This is a genomic window from Paraburkholderia lebeckiae (genome assembly GCF_050436325.1).
GTDB lineage: Bacteria > Pseudomonadota > Gammaproteobacteria > Burkholderiales > Burkholderiaceae > Paraburkholderia > Paraburkholderia tuberum.
In genome coordinates this window covers 660568-679225 of the sequence record NZ_JBNDLZ010000002.1, presented here as the reverse complement: position 1 = coordinate 679225, position 18658 = coordinate 660568, and the positions used below count along the sequence as shown (strand labels likewise).

Genomic DNA, 18658 nt, shown 5'->3' with positions numbered 1-18658 from the left:
AGCGTTAGCCCGAGATGCACTGCCAAGGAAACTCAGTTCCATGATTGAAACCTCAATCGACAGGTCGACTATTGTCGACGAGGCCGTCCACACGAGCTCCTTTCAGGAGGCGACTTACCGCAAGGTCGCGCTCAGGTTCATTCCCTTCCTGATGTTGTGCTATGTGGTCGCCTTTCTGGATCGCATCAATATCGGCATTGCCAAGCTGAATATGCTGACTGATCTACGGTTCAGCGAGACGGCCTACGGTCTTGGCGCAGGGCTCTTTTTCCTTGGGTATCTGATTTTCGAAGTGCCGAGCAATCTGCTCATGCATCGTATTGGCGCGAAACTCTGGATCGCGCGGATCATGATCACCTGGGGTCTGCTTTCGGGACTGATGGCTTTCGTGACCACCCAGTGGCAGTTCTATACCGTCCGTCTGCTGTTGGGCGTGGCCGAGGCCGGTTTTTACCCCAGCGTGATTCTGTACCTGACTTATTGGTTTCCCAACCATCGCCGCGCCAAGATGACGGCTTGCTTTCAAGCGGGCATTCCGATTGCCGGCTTGATTGGAAATCCGCTTTCCGGTTGGCTAATGGATACGTTTCATCATGTCGCTGGCCACTCGGGATGGCAATGGATGTTTGGTCTCGAGGCACTGCCGACGATTCCTTTGGCCATCGGCGCGCTGCTCATTCTCGACAATTCGGTCAGCTCCGCGCGTTGGCTCAGTCCGCAGGAAAAGCAGTTGATCGTCCATGAACTCGGGAAGGACGAGAAAACGCGCGAGCACATGCCGCTGCTCAAAGTTTTCACCGACGGACGCATCTGGAAAATTATCCTGACAGGTTTCCCGGCGATGATGGGCCTCTATGTCCTGGGCTTTTATCTGCCCACGCTCATCAAGGCATCGGGCGTGACCACGAGCACTACGGTCGGTTTTCTCAGCGCTATTCCCTACCTGGTAGCCGTGGTCGCTATGGTGACCTTCGGGCGCAGCTCCGATCGCATGCGCGAGCGCCGCTGGCATTTGGCCATCGTGTTGCTGCTGGGCGCCGCAGGCCTCACGGCCAGTGTCTGGACAAGCCACAGCGTGGTGCTTACGGTGATCACCATGTCAGTCGCCGCGGCCGGCATCATCAGCTATTCGCCGATCATGTGGTCGGTGCCGACGGCCTTTCTCGGCGGCGCCGCTGCGGCGGCCAGCATCGGCGTGATCAACTCCGCCATCAATATCGGCGGATTCGTGAGCCCCTACCTGATCGGCTGGGTCAAGGACGAATTCCACACGACCGACCCGGCCATCTATATCGTCGCCGGCTGCTTGACGTTCGGGGCATTGATGGCGCTGAGCTTCGATCGCAAGTTGGTCAGTCGCTGAGTGCGCGCTCCCCAAAACATATCCCCGGAGAAGATTATGTCGACGACCGACAAACCGATGCGTTTCGCCATGGGTGGCATCATCCACGAAACCAATACCTACGCCGCAGAGGTCGCGGGCCAGACGCCCTTGACCTCGTTCGAGCAATACTATGGCGACGAAATTCCAGGCATTTTTGCCGGCTCCAATCATCAAGTCGGCGGTTATATCGAAGCCGCCCAAAAGCACGGCGCTGGCCTGATTCATACGTTCCTCGGGCAGGCCACGCCGTCGGGTACTATCGAAGCCAACGCTTACGCTCACATGAAGCAGGCGATTCTCGCGGGCATCGAGCAAGCGTTACCGGTTGATGGCGTGTTGCTTGCCTTGCATGGCGCGGGAGTCGCCGATGGCATCGAGGACATCGAGGGCGATTTGGCCGCTGCCGTGCGCGCCTTGGTCGGCCCGCATGTACCGATCGCGGTAGCCTACGACCTTCACGGCAACATGACCGAGCAAATGCAGCGTGCCGTCGATATTTCGCTGCCCTGCATTCTGTATCCGCACACCGATTTTTATGACCGTGGTGTCGAGTGCGTCGACCTCATGGTCAAGATGATTAAGGGCGAAGTGAAGCCGGCCACGCATGTCTGTACGTTGCCGATGCTGCCTTATATCGTCACCACTAACGAGGGCTTCGTGCCGGCCAGAGTCAACGCACTGTGTGCGCAGCTCGAAGCGCTGCCAGGCGTGATCGATTGCTCATGGTTTCATGGCTTCCCCTATGCGGATATCGCATCGCCGTGCCCGGCGGTGATTTGCACGACCAACGGGGACCCGGCGCTGGCGGTGCGCTGCGCAGAACAGGTCGCCCAATGGATCTGGGATCATCGCGAAGATTTTCGTCCGCAATTCCCGTCGCCGGAAGAGGGCGTAGCGCGCGCCCTCGCGGCAAGCGCTGGTCCTGTCGTGATCAACGAGTATGCCGATAACCCCGGCGGAGGCACGCCAGGCGATGGCACCTATCTGTTGCGCGCCTTGCTCGATGCGGCGCCGGCTCCCGACACGGTCTGTTTTGCTTCGATCAATGATGCAGAGGTCGTCCGGCAAGCGATCGCCGTTGGCGTTGGCGGGACACTGCGCGCTTCGCTGGGAGGAAAGCTAGGCAGATTCCAGGGAGCGCCGATCGAAGCGGAGGCTTATGTGAAGGCGATTACCGATGGCCGTTTCGTCAACCGCCCAGGCTCGATGTTCGAAGGCGTCCGCTTCGACCTGGGTGCCATGTGCCGCCTGGTCATCAATGGTGTGGACATCATTGTCGCGTCGCGCGCTGAGCAGATATACGACATGGAGCCATTTGCGTTGCACGGCATTGATGCAGGTAGGAGAAAGATCATAGCCCTGAAAGGCGCAAATCACTTCCGGGCTGGATTTCAAGGGCTCGTGCAGCAAATCATCACGGTGGATAGCGTGGGGCTAAGTACCGCGAATATCACCTCGTTCCCGCGCGACCATCTGAGGTCGACGCTGTGGCCGTTGCATGAGGGCGTTGTCGGGGCGCTTTACAAGGCTGCAAGTTGAAACATCATCGGGTGGTCTGCCGCGTGGCGCCGGGCGTGCGGCGCGAAGCCTGGACGCGATGGGGAAAGGCCGCCCGAATTTGTCGCACCAGCGCCGAACCGTTTCATAGTTGACGATCACGCCGCGCTCAAACTACCAATCTTCAATGTCGCGCAGACTTCACTGAAGCCGGAAATTCCAGCGTGCTGCGCAGCTGATGATGGAGGCCGGAAAACGGTTTGAGGGTGTCAATAATCGCCGTGATGGAGCCGAAGCGAGATCGGCGTATTGGCGCCATCCGATGATCGGCATTATGCCGCCGCCCACGCCGTAGCTCTGAGGCGATAGGTGCCGGGCGCCAGTTCCATGATCATAAGAGATGGTCGGCACTCTTGGTTGAAATGCCCTAATTTCGGTGTCCTCCTGTAGAGCCTTACATCCTGTCTCTAGAACACAATCCGATCCGCCAGCACTTCGCGCTCAAGCGTCATCTGCTGAGCGCCTCGCTCTATCGCAAACAGCTCGCCGCGCGATTTGAAGCCTGGCGTCTCTTCACTGGCATTGCCCAAGCTCCGTCCACCGTGTTCTGAGACACGACTGTCCGTGCCGATATCTCGTCACGGGGACAGTAACGTGACAACGCCGTCTGGCCGCCTCAAGCAGTTGTTGCCCGATTGGTCGTTGCCGCCGGCAGATATCTATGCCGTGTATCCCGAGCGGCTCAATCTGACGGCGAAGGTGACGGCGTTCATCGAGTTTCTCGAAGGCTTTCTCGGGAAGGGGCCGGGAGCGGGCTGAAATCGCGAGAAAGCCGGTGATTTCTCGCTCACCTGCGATTTGCACCGCAACCCGGAACGCGTTGCTCGAGCCGGCTGGCAATGAACATTGTGCCGGGCGTCTAGTCGGCATTGTCGACGCGCTTCCAGAATTCGAACGCAGTGGCGCATACGTTGCGCGGCGCGCCCGTGGCGAGCAGCAGCCAGAGAAGCAGGCGCGCCTTGCGTGGCCCGAGCCACCCTGAAAACAAAGCGCCACGGCGGGCCAGGTCGATTTCCGAGCCGGAAAATCCATAGGTGCGCACGGCCGTCGATCCCGATCCCGTGCGGCTGGAGATGACGATCGGCAGCTGCGGCGCCAGCGCCTCGATGCGCTGTGCTTCGTCATCCGAAACATGGCCTGCACCGTAGGCCGCGATGACGATCCCGTGATACCCCGCGTGGACGACCGCGTCGAGCATCTGACCCGTCTCGCCCAGACATGTCTCGACGAGTGCCACTCGAACCGACAGGTCGGGCTTTGCGAAGCGCGGGGAATAACGCGTTGACGGTGGACGGAAATACTGCGGCATATCTTCAAGCACCATGCCGGCTGGCCCCACGACCGGCGACTCGAAGGTTTCGACGGACATCGAGTTCGCTTTGCGCACCCAGCGCGCCTCATGGATCGTGTTGTTCATGACTACGGCTACACCGCGCCCGCGACTGGCGCCGTGCGCGGCGCAGGCCACCGCGGCAAGAAGATTGGCGGGCCCGTCCGCGCCTGCGGCCAGCGGCGTGCGCATCGCGCCTGTGACCACCAGCGGCTGAGGATGCGTCCACAGAAGATCGAGCAGGAAGGCAGTTTCCTCAAGCGTGTCGGTCCCTTGGGTCAGCACGATCCCGGCGGCGCCGGCAGCCACCATGCGCTCTGCCCACGCCAGACTGTCCAGCACATGCGCAAGGGTCAGCGAAGGGCTGGGCAATTGCAAAAGCGTCTTGGCGTGAATCTGCGCGATATCAGCCAGACCGGGGACCGCAGTCACCAGTTGTTGCGCGGAAAGACGTGGCAACGCGCCAGCGTCGGCGTTGTCGGCGGTCATGCATATTGTGCCGCCTAATGCCCCGACTGCGATCCTCGGATAGTTCATCGAAGCGTTCCTTTCGAGTGTGGAAAATATCTGCAAAAACCGTACTTTAAATGGCGTCCAAAAACCCGGTAACGATGAGTAATGCCGCTCTCGCGCCCGGAATCGGTGCGACGACGAGCTTGTACTCCGTGATGCACCTTCCTCGCGCGCACTTGCACAACTCCCGCGCACTGCAGCGCGCTCTTGCCGGTGGGGCAATCGCTCGACTTGCCCCCACGTACTGGATTTACCGAAGGATGGCACGCTTCGTGCCTATAATAGTGTGAATTTCAATTGTTGCAAGTTGCAATTAATGTAGCACGGTGGATCGGAGATCAGCCTGTTGCAGGCGCATATCCGAAATTGAAGCATCTGAAGTTCCGTCTGGATGCACTCGACGCGTGGGCGTGGAGTGCGGCGTCTGGACAGCGATGTGACGCGCCGTACCACCGTCTCAACACGCTTACTGAACACGTCGAAGGAGGGGGGCGAGTGAACTCGGCCGCTAATAACGACGCAAGCACGGCCCGAATTCATTTTGTGTCATTTCTTCCTATTGGAGTGAAGCATGTTGAAGCGACTGTTTACTCAATGCGTGGCTGGGGCGCTGATTGCGAGCGCTGCGACGATGGTGTGTGCGCAGGATGAATCCAAGGTGTTACGGATCGTGCCGCAAGCCGATCTGAAGATCCTCGATCCGATCTGGACCACGGCATTCATCACGCGCGATCATGGCTACATGATCTACGACACACTGTTCGGCGTGGATGCCAAGGGCGTAGTACAACCGGAGATGGTGGACACGTATACGACCTCGCCGGACGGCAAGACCTGGACGTTCACGCTGCGCAAAGGGCTCGCGTTCAGCGACGGCAAGCCGGTCACCTCGGCTGACGTTATTGCGTCGATCACGCGCTGGGGCAAGCGCGACGTGTTCGGTCAGAGAATGTTCACGGCCTTGCAGTCGTTCGATGCGGTCGACGCCAAGACTTTCCGCATGACCTTCAAGCAAGCCTTCCCGATGGTCCTGGACGCGCTCGGCAAGCCGTCGGGCAGCGCCGCGTTCATCATGCCGAAGCGGGTCGCCGATACGCCCGCGGACCAGCAGATCTCTGACTACACTGGCTCGGGCCCCTACATCTTCAAACAGGACGAGTATCGCCCGGGCGCGAAGATCGTGTACATCAAGAACCCGAACTATGTGCCGCGACCGGAACCGGCTTCCGGTACCGCGGGCGGCAAGCATGTCTATGTCGACCGGGTCGAATGGATCGTGCTCAAGGACGCGCAGACGCAGGCCAATGCGATTGCAAACGGTGAAGTGGACATGATCGAATGGATGCCCGCCGAGCAGTACGCCGCGTTCAAGAGCAATCCCAAACTGGAGCTGGTGAAGCCGACGCCCGCCGGGCTCTTCGACTTGCACCTGAATCATCTCGTGGCGCCGTTCAACAACCCGAAGATTGCTCAGGCGGCAATCATGGCGATCAACCAGGAAGCGTTGATGCGCGCCCAACTGGTGAACAAGGATCTGTACCGGACGTGTTCGTCGATTTACCCATGCGATTCGCCGTTGGCCTCGACCGAGACCGCCTATTTCACTGGCAAGCCCCAGTTCGCGGCGGCCCGCAATCTGCTGAAGGAAGCAGGCTATGACGGCAAGCCGGTGGTGCTGATGTATCCGTCGGACTACGCAGTACTGAATAAGTTTCCGCCAGTCATGGCGCAACTGTTGAAGCAGGCCGGGTTCAGTGTCGACCTTCAGGCAATGGACTGGTCGACGCTTGTGACGCGCCGAACTAGCAAGGCGGCGGCCGACAAGGGTGGCTGGAACCTGTTCATTACCGGCTGGGCACCCGGCGACACGATGAATCCGTTGTTCTTCACGCCGCTGACGGGCAATGGCGAGAAGGGCTGGTTCGGCTGGGCGACTGACGACAAGATCGAGCAGCTCAAGAACGAATACCTTGCCAGCACCGATCCTGCGCAGCGAAAGAAGATCGCTACGGCGATCCAACTGGAAACGTATCAGAGCGGGATCCTGGCGCCGTTGGGCGACTTTGATTTCTATTCGGTGATCCGTAAGGGCGTGGTAAGCGGCGTGGTCCCGGCTCCGGTCAACGTGTTCTGGAACATTCGCAAGAGCTAACCGGTGTCGGCGGCTGGCTGTTAGGCGGCCGGCCGCCGTCTCGCAGAGCAAACGCGAGCCCGTTCATCTGTCAACCGGCTTTGGAGCGTAACCGACATGGCTTTCTTTCTTTTCCGGCGCATATTGTCGACGGCGCCAGTGCTGGTCGTTGTCGCCCTTATCGTATTCATGATTCTGCGACTGACGCCGGGCGATCCGGCTGCGGCGCTCGTCGGTGACAACGGCACTAGCGCCGACATCGCGCGGATCCACGCGAGCCTCGGGCTCGACCGGCCGCTGCCGGTGCAGTTCGTCAAATGGACCGGGCAGTTGCTGCAGGGCAACCTCGGCGACTCGTACTACATGAAACAGCCGGTAACCCGGTTGATTGCGCAACGCATCGCACCGACCGTCTCGCTGTCCGCCCTGACGCTGGTGATGACGCTCCTGCTCGCGGTGCCGCTCGGCGTAATCGCGGCCTCGCGGCACGGAGGCTGGCTGGACCGGATGCTGATGGGCCTGTCGGTGATGGGATTCTCGGTGCCGTCGTTCGTGGTCGGCTATATCCTCATATGGGCGGTCGCCTTGCATGCGAAGCTGCTGCCGGTGCAGGGATACGCGCCACTGAGCGCGGGCATTGGTCCGTGGCTCACGCACCTGATCCTGCCCGCCATTACGCTGTCCATCGTCTACCTTGCGCTGATTGCCCGCGTGACGCGCGCCGCGGTCGCCGAGGCGCTGACCGAAGACTACATCCGCACGGCCCGCGCCAAAGGTATCTCCGAAGCACGCGTGTTGATTCGCCATGCGCTGGCCAATGCCGCGGTACCGATCATCACGGTGATCGGCATCGGCGTTGGCTTGCTGATCGGCGGCGTGGTGGTCACTGAAACCGTCTACGCGATCCCCGGGCTCGGGCAATTGACGGTCGACGCGGTACTGGCGCGCGACTTCCCCCTGGTGCAAGGCATCACGTTGTTCTTTTCCTTTGTTTACGTGCTTATCAACCTGCTGGTCGACATGAGCTATCTGTTGCTCGACCCGCGTATCCGCTATTGAGCGAAAGGACGATTGGACATGAGCGACGATCACGATCCGATGACCCTTGCCGCGCCGGGCTCCATGCTTGCCAACCTGGAGGTGGCGCCGGCCGTACGCTCCCGCACACCGTTGTGGCGCCGAGTGCCGCGGAACTGGTCGGTGCGCCTGGGATGCGGCGCACTGTTGCTTCTGCTCCTCGTAGCCGTCGCCGCACCGTGGCTTGGCACGATCGACCCGACCGCGATGGATCCCGCGAGCGCCAATCTCGCGCCGGGCGTGACGGCCGAATTCACTGATCTGTCAGGTGCGACGTTCCAGCACTTCTTCCTGATGGGCACCGACAGTCTCGGCCGGGATACCTGGAGCCGGGTGGTATACGGTGCGCGCGTGTCCCTGTCGGTCGGTATCACGGTGGCGCTACTGGCGCTCACCTTCGGCGCGCTGGTCGGCGTGGCGGCGGGGTATTTTCGCCATTTCGACGACGTCATCATGCGCGCCATGGACAGCTTGATGGCGATTCCCAGCATCCTGTTCGCGATTACGCTGATGGCGCTCTGGCGACCGACGCTGGTCACCGTGATTGTCGCGATCACGATTCCCGAAATTCCGCGTGTCGCGCGGTTGGTCCGCTCGATCGTGCTGACCATTCGCGAGGAACCCTACATCGAGGCGGCCATTTCGTTGGCCACGCCGACCGTCAAGATTCTGTGGCGTCATATTTTGCCGAATGCAATCGCACCGCTGATCGTGCAAGGAACCTACGTGTGCGCGTCGGCGATTCTGGTGGAAGCGATCCTGTCGTTTCTCGGCGTCGGCCTGCCGCCGGATATTCCGACGTGGGGCAACGTCATGGCCGACGGCCGCATGCAGTTCAACCAGTATCCTCAGACCGTGCTGTTCCCTGGTGTTTTTCTGGCACTGACGGTGCTGGCGGTCAATATCCTGGGCGACGGATTGCGTGACACGCTCGATCCAAAATGCAACCAACGGGGGAGTTGACGCGATGCGCGATTTCGACTTCAAAACGGCAGCACCCTCCACCGCCGGGCCGGCCACAACCGTCCTTGCCGTGAATGACCTCACCATTTCTCTGCCGGCCGGTGCCGACCGCCCCCACGCGATCCGCCACGTCTCGCTCGACGTGCGGCAGGGTGAGATTGTCTGCCTGCTGGGCGAGTCGGGCTCGGGCAAATCGGTGATCGCACAGGCAGTGATGGGCTTGCTGCCGGCGTCGCTCAAGGCGCTGGACGGCAGCATCGAACTGCTCGGCGAGGACGTGCTGACAGCAAGCCCGGATCGCATCCGCCAATTGCGCGGCGAAAAGATGGCGATGGTTTTCCAGGAGCCGATGACGGCCCTCAATCCGATCATGACGTGCGGCGCGCAGGTCGACGAGATGCTGGCACAGCATAGCCGCGCCAGCGTCGGCGAGAGGCGCCGGCGCATCCTCCAGATCTTCGCCCACGTCAGGCTGCCGGAACCGGAGCGTATCTACGCGTCTTATCCGCATCAGTTGTCGGGTGGACAGCGCCAGCGCATCGTGATCGCAATGGCGCTGATCCTGAAGCCGTCGCTGCTGATCTGCGACGAGCCCACCACGGCGCTCGACGTTACGACTCAGGCCGAGATCCTCAAGCTGATTCGTGAATTGCAGACGGAGAGCGGAACCGCCGTGCTGTTCATCACGCACGATTTCGGCGTTGTCGCCGAGATTGCTGATCGTGTCGTGGTGTTGCGGTTGGGCGACACGGTCGAGCAGGGCTCCAAGTTGCAGGTATTGCAGCAGCCGTGCGAGCCCTATACCCGCATGTTGCTGGCAGCGGTCCCCGCGCTGGTGCCGCGCACGCGCCCCCCGGTGGAGAAAGCCTATCCGCTGCTCGACGCTCGCGGGATCGGGAAGACGTATGTGACGGGCTCCTGGCCGGGCCGCAAGCGTAAAGTGCAAGCGGCCAGTGATGTCTCGCTGATGGTACATGCGGGCGAAACGGTCGGAATCGTGGGCGAGTCCGGTTCGGGAAAGTCGACGGTCGCGCGCTGCATTGCGCGACTGATCGAGCCGACTGCCGGCGATATCTTCGCCGACGGCCGATCGGTGGCCAAAGCGCGCGGCCGCGCGCTCTATCCGTTCCGACGCGGTGTACAGGTCGTGTTCCAGGATCCATACCGATCGCTGGATCCACGCCAGACAGTGGGTGCCTCGATCGTCGAAGGGCCGTTGAATTTCGGCGTGCCATACGCTCAGGCGTGGCAACGTGCTGAAGAATTGATGACGCTGGTACGGCTCAGACCCGATGCGCTGAACCGGTACCCTAGTGAATTCTCCGGGGGCCAGCGGCAACGCATTTCGATCGCGCGGGCGCTGGCATGCGAGCCACAAGTGTTGATTGCCGACGAGGCGGTGTCCGCACTCGACGTCTCGGTCCAGGCGCAGATTCTCGACCTGCTGGATGACATTCAGCAGCGGCTGCGGATCGGCATTCTGTTCATTACGCACGATCTGCGGGTGGCCAGCCAGATCTGCGATCGGGTCATCGTGATGCGGCGCGGCGAGATTGTCGAGGAAGGAGCGATCCAGGACGTGTTCCTCGCGCCGCGCCACGAATATACGCAGGCCTTGCTGGCGGCGGCGCCAGGGCGCGGCTTTGCGTTCGGCGCCGCTTGACGCGGGCCTTTTGACCACAGTGATTTCCTGAGTTTCCGGTCAGCGGCGCCGCTGGCACTCATGCTATCCACTACCTGCTGTGGGACGCGTTCGCTGCTGAGCTGCTGAACTGCCGGCGAAGATCGCTCCCGCGTGCGTGACGCGTGTGTGGCCGAGCTTCATGCCGCCGCGGCGCATCGAGACGTCTATCTGATTTTACTATTACCATTCGCCACATTTCACCAAGAGGGACCCCCTACCAATGGAAGACTATTTTGTATTCAATGCCGGAAACGTGGTGTTGCAATCCGGTATCACCTTCAGAGATGCCAAGCTCGCCTATCAAACCTACGGAAAGCTGAACGCAGAAAAATCGAATGTCATTCTGTATATGACATCGTTTTCCGCGCATCACTATGACATCGAGTGGATGGTCGGTCCGGGCAAGGCGCTAGACACTAACAGGTACTTCGTCGTTATTCCGAATCTGTTCGGCAATGGACTGTCGTCCTCGCCCAGCAACGCAACCGAGCCCTTCAACGGAAGCCGTTGGCCGAATTTTACGATTGCCGATAACGTCGCGATTCAACACCAACTCCTGACGCAAGAACTCGGCATCGAAGTTTTGCAAATGGCATGCGGGTGGTCGATGGGTGGGTTGCAGGCGTATCAATGGGCATCAATGTATCCGGAGATGGTCAGGCGACTGGTCGTGCTGTGCGGCGCGGCAAAGGCCTCGCCGCACAATCAGGTTTTCATCGAGGGCGTGCGCGCGACCCTGACGACGGATCCGGCCTTTCAGAACGGAACCTTCGTTGAGCGGCCCGAACGCGGTCTGCGGGCCATGGGTCGCAACTACGCCGCCATGGCGATGTCGCAGACGTTTTATCGTAACGAGGTGTGGCGGCAGGCCGGCTTCTCCTCGCTCGAAGACTATCTCGTGATGTCGTGGGAAGCGAATTTCCTGAAGCGCGACGGCAACAATCTGCTGGCTCATCTATGGACTTGGCAGCATGCGAACGTCGCCGCTAATTCCACATACAACGGCGATTTTCACGCGGCGCTTAAAGCAATTACGGCAAAGGCGTTGATCATGCCGAGCACGACCGATCTATATTTTCAGGTTGAAGACAACCGTCTCGAGGTCGAGCAAATGCGAAACGCCACGCTCCATCCCATTTCGTCGATATGGGGCCATCGCGCCGGGCTGCCGACAGCCAATGTAGACGATGCCGCGTTTATTTCTGCTGCGATCACCGGGCTTCTTGAGGACTGACGCGCTGGACGTGCAGTGGCTGCGTCTCGTGCTTCTCTTGCGGTCCTTCATCGGCACTGCAAGCCATCACGCCGATGCGGTCGAGCAACATTGAGGAAGTCGCTGATGCGGATGGGCGTGCGACTGCAACGTACCGGTCGGGACGTCACAGGCGTCCCCTGCATGACTATCATCCGGGCCACCGAGCCCTGGTCCGAGGGCGCACGTCTCTCTCCCGATGTATTCAAAGCGGGCCTTTGCACGGGCATGGTCTGCTGCCTGACGCAGCAACCTACGCGGCCATCGGACGGGTGACGCAACAAAGGCAACTCACGCGAACCGGCGACGTTTACTGTCGTCGGCGAGCGTCGAGAACGACGTCATGCGCATGGCGCTCACCTCAGTCGGTATTTCAGCAGACCTCCTCATCACATTCAAATCGCTCGCTGGGATCGTCCCAGCCGTACCGGCTCGACGAATGCCAATGTTGCGCCCGGAATCGGTGCAGGGGTGATCGTGCGTCGCGTAGTGCACCTTTCTCGCGCGCACCGCGCGCGGTTTTTGCGCATAGCCGTGTGTGCATCGCGATATGAAAAACACCTTACTTGTCCATGAACACGGGGTTTCTCGCATCGTGGCACACTTCGTGCAAGTCGAAGTCACATGTGAATGGCAATTATTGGAAAGTGCAACTATATCGGCGTGATGCATACACAGTAGCAGATCGTCAAAGGTGCCATTTTCAAGGCTGGGTCATCCGAACTTACGCTCCGATGCACTGAGCGCGTTGTCCAGGAGCGTCGTTTTCAGGCCTCCAGACAAGCGCACTGCCTGAGTCATTTCGTGTCACTTACTCGTACGGAGTTTGAAGCATGAGCACCCAGGATTTTGGCGCCCGCAGCCGCGCGCCACTTGCACTCTCACTACAGAGCCGCTGGTGGCAATTACTGTGCGGCCTCGTATGTGCGATGGTCGCGTCCAATCCCCAATACATCTGGACTTTGCTGACGCGCCCGCTGACAGCGCAACTCGGCGTGTCACTGCCGAGTCTGCAGGTCACCTTCTCCATTCTCATTGTCTGCCAGACTTTTCTGTCGCCGCTCGAAGGCTATTTAATCGAGCGCTTTGGGCCGCGCTGGCTGCTGGCCGCCGGCGGCGCGATCACGGGGCTTAGCTGGGTACTGACGAGCCGCGCCGAGTCTTTGCTGTCCGTCTATCTCTGCTATGGCGTCCTCGGGGGGATTGGCGTAGGTATTGTCGTGGTCGGCACGATCGGGCTGATGGCGCGCTGGTTCCCCGACCGTCGCGGTTTTGCGATTGGCGTAGTGATGGCGGGCTTCGGCATGGGCGCAATGCTCACGACATTTCCGATCACCAATAGCATCGCCAAATACGGCTATCAGCATACGCTGGTCGTCTTTGGCGGGATTCTCGGCGTGGTCGGCATACTTGCCGCGCTCGGCATGCGGCTGCCGCCGCCCGGCTATATGGCGGACTGGCGGCCGCAGAAAGCCGCCGCCGCCGCACCCGACACGCGGCCCGGCAGCATGCTGCGCACGCCGTTGTTCTGGCTGATGTTCGTGATGATGTCGATGATGGCAACCTCCGGCCTGATGGTGACCTCACAAATGGCAGTCTTCACGCGAGACTTCGGCATGTCGGGAGTCACCGTGTTTGGCCTCGCGGCGTTGCCGCTTGCGTTGACCATTGATCGCGTGGCGAACGGCGTGACGCGGCCTATGTTCGGATGGATCTCCGACCTGATCGGGCGCGAGCATACGATGCTGATCGCCTTCGGGATGGAAGCGATAGCGATGACCTTGTGGCTCACGTCACGGCACGACCCGTTGTTGTTCGTGCTGCTGTCAGGCGTCGTCTTTCTCGGCTGGGGCGAGATCTTTTCGCTTTTCCCTTCGACGCTGACGGACACCTTTGGCGGCAAGCATGCAATCGTCAACTACGCGTGCCTGTCTTATGCGCAAGGCGTCGGCTCGATTCTGGGCGGGCCGGTGGCCGCGTTACTCCACGAGCATACGGGCGGTTGGGACGCGGTGTTCGGCACGGCTATCGCGTTGGATAGTTGTACCGCTGTGCTTGCGATCGCCGCACTCAGGCCGATGCGCCGCGCGTGGTTTGCCCGCGCCTCCAGTCGCTCGTAATGCAGCCGGCCACGGCCGGCTTGCCAGCAATCTCGCCCATTCGAATCTGCGCGGATGCTGTACCGCTTCGTCGATTCTCTGCTTTTTTTGTCTCCTCAATTTTCCACTGAAAGGGATTGAATTCCAATGGATTGCGACCTGATCGACATGATGATGAAGTGGCGGCACGCACTGCACTCATGTCCGGAAACTGCGTTCGAGGAGGTCGCAACCGCCGATCTCGTCGCGGGCGTATTGCGACAGTATGGCTTCGAGGTACATGGCGGCATTGGACGAACCGGTGTGGTGGGCAGCATGACCCGCAGCGCGGGACCGGCCATCGGCTTGCGCGCCGACATGGATGCGCTGCCGATCGTTGAAGCCAATAGCTTCGCGCATCGGTCGCAACATGAAGGCAAGATGCATGCGTGTGGCCATGACGGCCATACAGCAATGCTGCTCGGCGCCGCTGTCGCGCTGAGCCGCGACCCCAGTTGGCGCGGCACGGTACATGTGATTTTTCAGCCGGCAGAAGAAGGGCCGGCGGGCGGCGGCAGGATGATGGTCGAAGACGGACTCTTCGAGCGCTTTGCGTGCGACGCCGTGTTTGGTTTGCACAACTGGCCCGGCATCCCGCGCGGACATTTTGCGATCAACGACGGTCCGATGATGGCATCGTTCGACACGTTCGAGATTGTTGTCGACGGCAAGGGTTCGCATGCCGCGATGCCGGAGGAGGGGAGCGACGTGCTGGTGTGTGCCAGCCAGATCGTCACCGCGTTGCAGACAATCATAAGCCGGCGGATTTCGCCGAAAGAATCAGGCGTCGTGAGCGTCACGCAAATTCATGGCGGAGAAGCGTGGAACGTGCTGCCTGACCGTGCGGTCATTCGCGGCACCGTGCGCTGTTTCTCGAGCGACGTGCAGGAACGAATCCACGCGTCGATCGACGAAATCTCCACGGGTATTGCGCGCGCACTGGGTACAAACGCGACGCTCGACTATCGCTACGCGTATCCGGCCACCATCAACACTGCCGCTCAAGCCGATCTTGCAGCTGCGGCCGCCGGCGCAACAGTCGGCGTTGCCAGCGTGCAGCGAGGTTGTGTGCCCTCGATGGCCTCGGAAGATTTTGCGTTCATGCTGCATGCAAAACCCGGTGCGTACATCTGGATGGGCGTTGACGAGGCGACTCCGGCAGCACCGCTCCATAATCCGCACTACGATTTCAACGATGCCGCGCTTGCGATCGGCGCGACTTATTGGGTGAACCTCGTCAAGCTGTTTTGTGCCCGGTAAAGGACCCTCATGCAACCTGCCAATCTCCAGCATGCTGTGCAAGTCGCGATCGATCATGAAACGCCGTGGGACCGCGAGGTCGATGGCGTATGGGGCGTACATCCGGACGACCCGCCACCCTGGAACCGGCTGCTCGGACCGGTGCATGGGCGTGGCCCGGTGTCTGGCGTCATCGCTCGCGCCGGCCGCCCGCTCACTGCGTGGGGCGAACCGGATCGTGCCGACCTGACCTTTAGCATCGCCAAGACATATCTCGCGCTGCTGGCCGGCGTTGCGCACGATCGCGGCCTGATGCCCGATGTCGACGAGCCGGTGCACGTGCGCGTGCCGGAGATCGGCTTTGATGACGAACACAACGCAAGCGTGACCTGGGCGCATCTGCTGCAGCAGACGAGCGAATGGCAAGGCGTGTGTTTCGGCTTGCCCGACGAGGCCGACCACTACCGGTACGTCAGATTCGGCAAGGAGCCCGATGGAAAGAAAGGGCAGCGGCGGCCGTTACGGGCTCCCGGCACCTACTGGGAATACAACGACGTACGCATCAACCAGTTTTCGCTGGCGCTGCTGCATCTGTTTCGCCGCCCGTTGCCGGAAGTGTTTCGCGAAGCGATCATGCGGCCACTCGACGCGAGCGAGAACTGGCAATGGGTCGGATACGACAATGCCTGGGTGGAGGTGGGCGGGCAGCGCGTGCAGTCGGTTCCAGGCGGCACGCATTGGGGTGGCGGCCTGTCGATCAGCGCCCAGGACCAGATCAAGGTGGCTCAGCTGTTGCTGGGTCAGGGCAGCGTCAATGGGCAGCGGATCCTTTCCAGCGAGTGGCTGCAGCGCATGCGCACACCGTGTGCGATCGCGCCGTTCTATGGCTACCTTGTCTGGCTCAACCACGAGCGTAGCGTCTTTCCGAGCGTGCCGGAGTCCAGCTACTTTGCAATCGGCGCGGGCGGTTCGTTCACCTGGATCGAACCTGAACGCGAGCTTGCGGTGGTGGTGCGCTGGATCGACCCGGCGCATGCGGACGAATTTTTCGGTTTGGTGCTCAAGGCCGTTGACGAGGGGGCGACGGGTTAATCAGCGTCCATTCACTTGCCGCACCGGGATCGTGCGCGCTTGCCCCATTCGTGCGCATTGCGGTACTCTCGTGCCGTTTGGCAAGCCTCCGGCTTGTCTGCACGCATGGGGGGGGGGTTCCGCACGATGGTATGTTTCGTGCGCAACACACGTAAATTTAAAAGTTGCGGTGTGCAACTGAATCAAAGTAGCTGAATGGGAGAACAGCATGTCGAAGGCGCCGTATCCAAGACTGGAACATTTGAACTTCCGCCTCGATGTACTGAGCAAGTTGGCCAAGGACGTGGCGTCTGGCCTTTACGAAGCCGAATGTGACGTAACCCTTCGCGACCTGCGCGTGCTGCGTTTCGTCGATATGCAGCCGGGCATCTCTCTCGGCCCGCTGATCGAGCTGACATACCTTGAAAAGACGCTGGTTTCGAAGCTGGTCACCACGCTGGCTAATCGTGGCTTGTTGACGCGCTCTACCGGTACGACGGATGCACGTATCATCAACCTGAACCTGACCAGGAAAGGCAAGGCAATTGTCCGCAAGTGCGATCGGATCGGCCAGGTCTTCGACGAGCAGCTCATGTCCGTTCTGTCACCGGAGGAAAAGCGAGTGCTTTTTGACTGCATCAACAAGCTGACGGAACACGTTGAGGAGGGCGGGGAATGGACGCTCCCGCCGGCACGACGCAAACGCACAGCCTGAACGCGGCGACGATGGCCGGGATTTTGCAATTTGTACGGCAAATCAGCGAGATCAATACCCGCTTTGTTCTACGTCGGGAAAAGCGTCCATCGGAGTAAGTCCGAATGAAATGTGTCAATCGGTCTACCAGACTTCCAAGCCCGTCCGTGAGGCGTTGAACTTATGGAAGAGGCTGGTACCAGAGTTCCCGCAGTCTCGTCGTGGCATTGGCCTCGATGCCTGATTTTGTCAATCTCGAAATCGGAGCCCGTGAGGAGTGGCTGACTGATCAGCGATTACTGCGGCGTGCCGCGGCGCCGCAGCAGCGCGCGGCGCGTCAATGTTAACGGACGGTCCCGGAGCTACGGCGTAGTCCACTTGACATAAAAGAAATGAGCAAAATTTTGACATGTAGAGGCTAAGTTGTAATGTCCGTTTTTAGCCAAGTTCAAATGTCCGTTTTTATCTCCCGGCCAAGCGCTTTCAGCGAGGTTGGCCGGGAATTTCCGTAAGGTGGCCAGATGCGTCCGCGGGATGCACCCCATGAATCCGCTGTTCTTCCTTTGGTCGACCGCACACCGTATCTCATCGTGCGGGATGTCGATTGAACGAGTCTGCATACTGGGCAGGCGGATTTCTGCGTAGTGATCCGGTCCACTGCCGCTACCTGAATGTCAGATGTCTGCGAGGGCCGCGGCTGGAGTCGGTAATCGCACGCGCTGAATCGGCAACGTCGATTCAGCTTCGGGCGGCTGTTGATCTCCTAAAATCTCGCCGGTCTTTCCCAAAGATATGCAGGCAGGGCTATCGGGAGTTCGTAGAGTAAGGGATATAGTCTGCGAGACTATCGTGTCTCTATCGGCTCGCAGTTCCATTGTGTGAATCCTGATGGCCAGAACGATTCAGCCCGTTGCCTGTGATCGTTCTGCGCCTGCGCCGTCGTGAAGTTTGCCCGGAATCCCTTCGCTACGTCTTTCCGGACATCAGCGCGGTCCGTTGCTCGTGCCAGACGTGTCCAAAATATTTCCTTTATTCCAACGCGATCCGTCTGATTCCATGACGTTCCGATAGCGAAAATCCGGCCAAAAACAGGTGTTGACGAGGTCTTCCCGAGTGAACAAGATGGGATAAAGAGAGCACGACGGAGCGAGCCATGCCAGTTGCGAAAAGCTATACCCGGGCGCAATGGGATGAGCTTGTCCGCACTCTGGAATCACTGCCGGTCAAGCCAGAGGCCGAGCAGCGCGTCTCTATTACCGATGCGATGAAAGAGATGCGTCTGGTAATCGGTGCGGTGAGGAAGAAGGGATATACGCTGGAAGAAATCGTTGAACATGCACGGAAGAAGGGCGTTGATTTTAGCGTTGGCTCTGTCAAGTACGCGTTATACCCATCGAAGAAAGACAAACCAGCTCAACGGTCTGCAAAGGAATCGGCACGAGACAATGCCGCGCCATCGCCTCGTACGAAGAAGGTAAGCAAGGACGATGTACCGCGCGCGGAGGCTGTCAGAGAAAATCAAAAGCAGGATGCGGGAGAGATTGTCAGTAGGCCGGGAAGCATGGTGATGCGTGACGCGTTCTCATTCGAGATCAGGCCTGACACCGAGAACCTTTAGAGGATTC

General features: G+C 60.1%; 14 protein-coding genes and 2 pseudogenes. 14 read left to right on the top strand and 2 right to left on the bottom strand.

Features of this window, described 5'->3' with window-relative positions:
* Positions 1 to 40 precede the first annotated feature (40 nt).
* Entirely contained in the window at positions 41 to 1363 is a 1323-nt protein-coding gene (locus OKW44_RS06115; RefSeq protein WP_018420995.1) for an MFS transporter, read from the top strand.
* Between the two features lie 36 nt (positions 1364 to 1399).
* A complete protein-coding gene (locus OKW44_RS06110; protein WP_018420996.1) occupies positions 1400 to 2923 on the top strand; it encodes a M81 family metallopeptidase in 1524 nt (507 codons plus the stop codon).
* A 22-nt stretch (positions 2924 to 2945) separates the two neighbouring features.
* Here OKW44_RS06110 and OKW44_RS06105 read toward each other — a convergent pair.
* Positions 2946 to 3154, bottom strand: a pseudogene (locus OKW44_RS06105) (IS6 family transposase); the annotation flags it as partial.
* A 206-nt stretch (positions 3155 to 3360) separates the two neighbouring features.
* Between OKW44_RS06105 and OKW44_RS06100 the strand changes: the two are divergent.
* Positions 3361 to 3492 (top strand): annotated as a pseudogene (locus OKW44_RS06100) (IS6 family transposase); the annotation flags it as partial.
* Positions 3493 to 3535: 43 nt separating this feature from the next.
* Positions 3536 to 3700: a hypothetical protein gene (locus tag OKW44_RS06095; RefSeq protein WP_204357131.1), complete on the top strand. Its 165-nt coding sequence runs from the start codon at positions 3536 to 3538 to the stop codon at positions 3698 to 3700.
* A gap of 100 nt (positions 3701 to 3800) precedes the next feature.
* On the opposite strand, the gene OKW44_RS06090 is transcribed toward OKW44_RS06095, so the two are convergent.
* Positions 3801 to 4808 carry an asparaginase gene (locus OKW44_RS06090; protein ID WP_026225904.1) on the bottom strand — a complete coding sequence of 336 codons (1008 nt, stop codon included), beginning with the start codon at positions 4806 to 4808 and terminating at the stop codon, positions 3801 to 3803.
* Between the two features lie 547 nt (positions 4809 to 5355).
* Between OKW44_RS06090 and OKW44_RS06085 the strand changes: the two genes are divergently transcribed.
* The 10 genes from OKW44_RS06085 (at position 5356) to OKW44_RS06040 (ending at position 18651) form a co-directional block, all read left to right on the top strand.
* Positions 5356 to 6936: an ABC transporter substrate-binding protein gene (locus OKW44_RS06085; RefSeq protein WP_018421000.1), complete on the top strand. Its 1581-nt coding sequence runs from the start codon at positions 5356 to 5358 to the stop codon at positions 6934 to 6936.
* 96 nt (positions 6937 to 7032) lie between these two features.
* The gene (locus OKW44_RS06080) at positions 7033 to 7974 is read left to right on the top strand and encodes an ABC transporter permease (protein WP_018421001.1); all 942 of its coding nucleotides are present in this window, start codon (positions 7033 to 7035) and stop codon (positions 7972 to 7974) included.
* A gap of 18 nt (positions 7975 to 7992) precedes the next feature.
* On the top strand, positions 7993 to 8955 hold the full coding sequence (locus tag OKW44_RS06075) for an ABC transporter permease (protein WP_018421002.1): 963 nt from the start codon (positions 7993 to 7995) through the stop codon (positions 8953 to 8955).
* A 4-nt stretch (positions 8956 to 8959) separates the two neighbouring features.
* Positions 8960 to 10618 (top strand): dipeptide ABC transporter ATP-binding protein, encoded by a 1659-nt coding sequence (locus OKW44_RS06070; protein WP_018421003.1) that lies wholly within the window; start codon positions 8960 to 8962, stop codon positions 10616 to 10618.
* A gap of 241 nt (positions 10619 to 10859) precedes the next feature.
* A complete protein-coding gene (locus OKW44_RS06065; RefSeq protein WP_018421004.1) occupies positions 10860 to 11873 on the top strand; it encodes an alpha/beta fold hydrolase in 1014 nt (337 codons plus the stop codon).
* An 851-nt stretch (positions 11874 to 12724) separates the two neighbouring features.
* On the top strand, positions 12725 to 14011 hold the full coding sequence (oxlT, locus tag OKW44_RS06060; protein ID WP_026225905.1) for an oxalate/formate MFS antiporter: 1287 nt from the start codon (positions 12725 to 12727) through the stop codon (positions 14009 to 14011).
* Between the two features lie 126 nt (positions 14012 to 14137).
* Positions 14138 to 15289, top strand: a complete 1152-nt coding sequence (locus OKW44_RS06055) for a M20 aminoacylase family protein (protein WP_018421006.1) — start codon at positions 14138 to 14140, stop codon at positions 15287 to 15289.
* Positions 15290 to 15298: 9 nt separating this feature from the next.
* Positions 15299 to 16360 carry a serine hydrolase domain-containing protein gene (locus OKW44_RS06050; protein ID WP_018421007.1) on the top strand — a complete coding sequence of 354 codons (1062 nt, stop codon included), beginning with the start codon at positions 15299 to 15301 and terminating at the stop codon, positions 16358 to 16360.
* 208 nt (positions 16361 to 16568) lie between these two features.
* The gene (locus OKW44_RS06045) at positions 16569 to 17054 is read left to right on the top strand and encodes a MarR family winged helix-turn-helix transcriptional regulator (protein WP_018421008.1); all 486 of its coding nucleotides are present in this window, start codon (positions 16569 to 16571) and stop codon (positions 17052 to 17054) included.
* Positions 17055 to 18186: 1132 nt separating this feature from the next.
* Entirely contained in the window at positions 18187 to 18651 is a 465-nt protein-coding gene (locus tag OKW44_RS06040) for a hypothetical protein (protein ID WP_018421009.1), read from the top strand.
* Positions 18652 to 18658 lie beyond the last annotated feature (7 nt).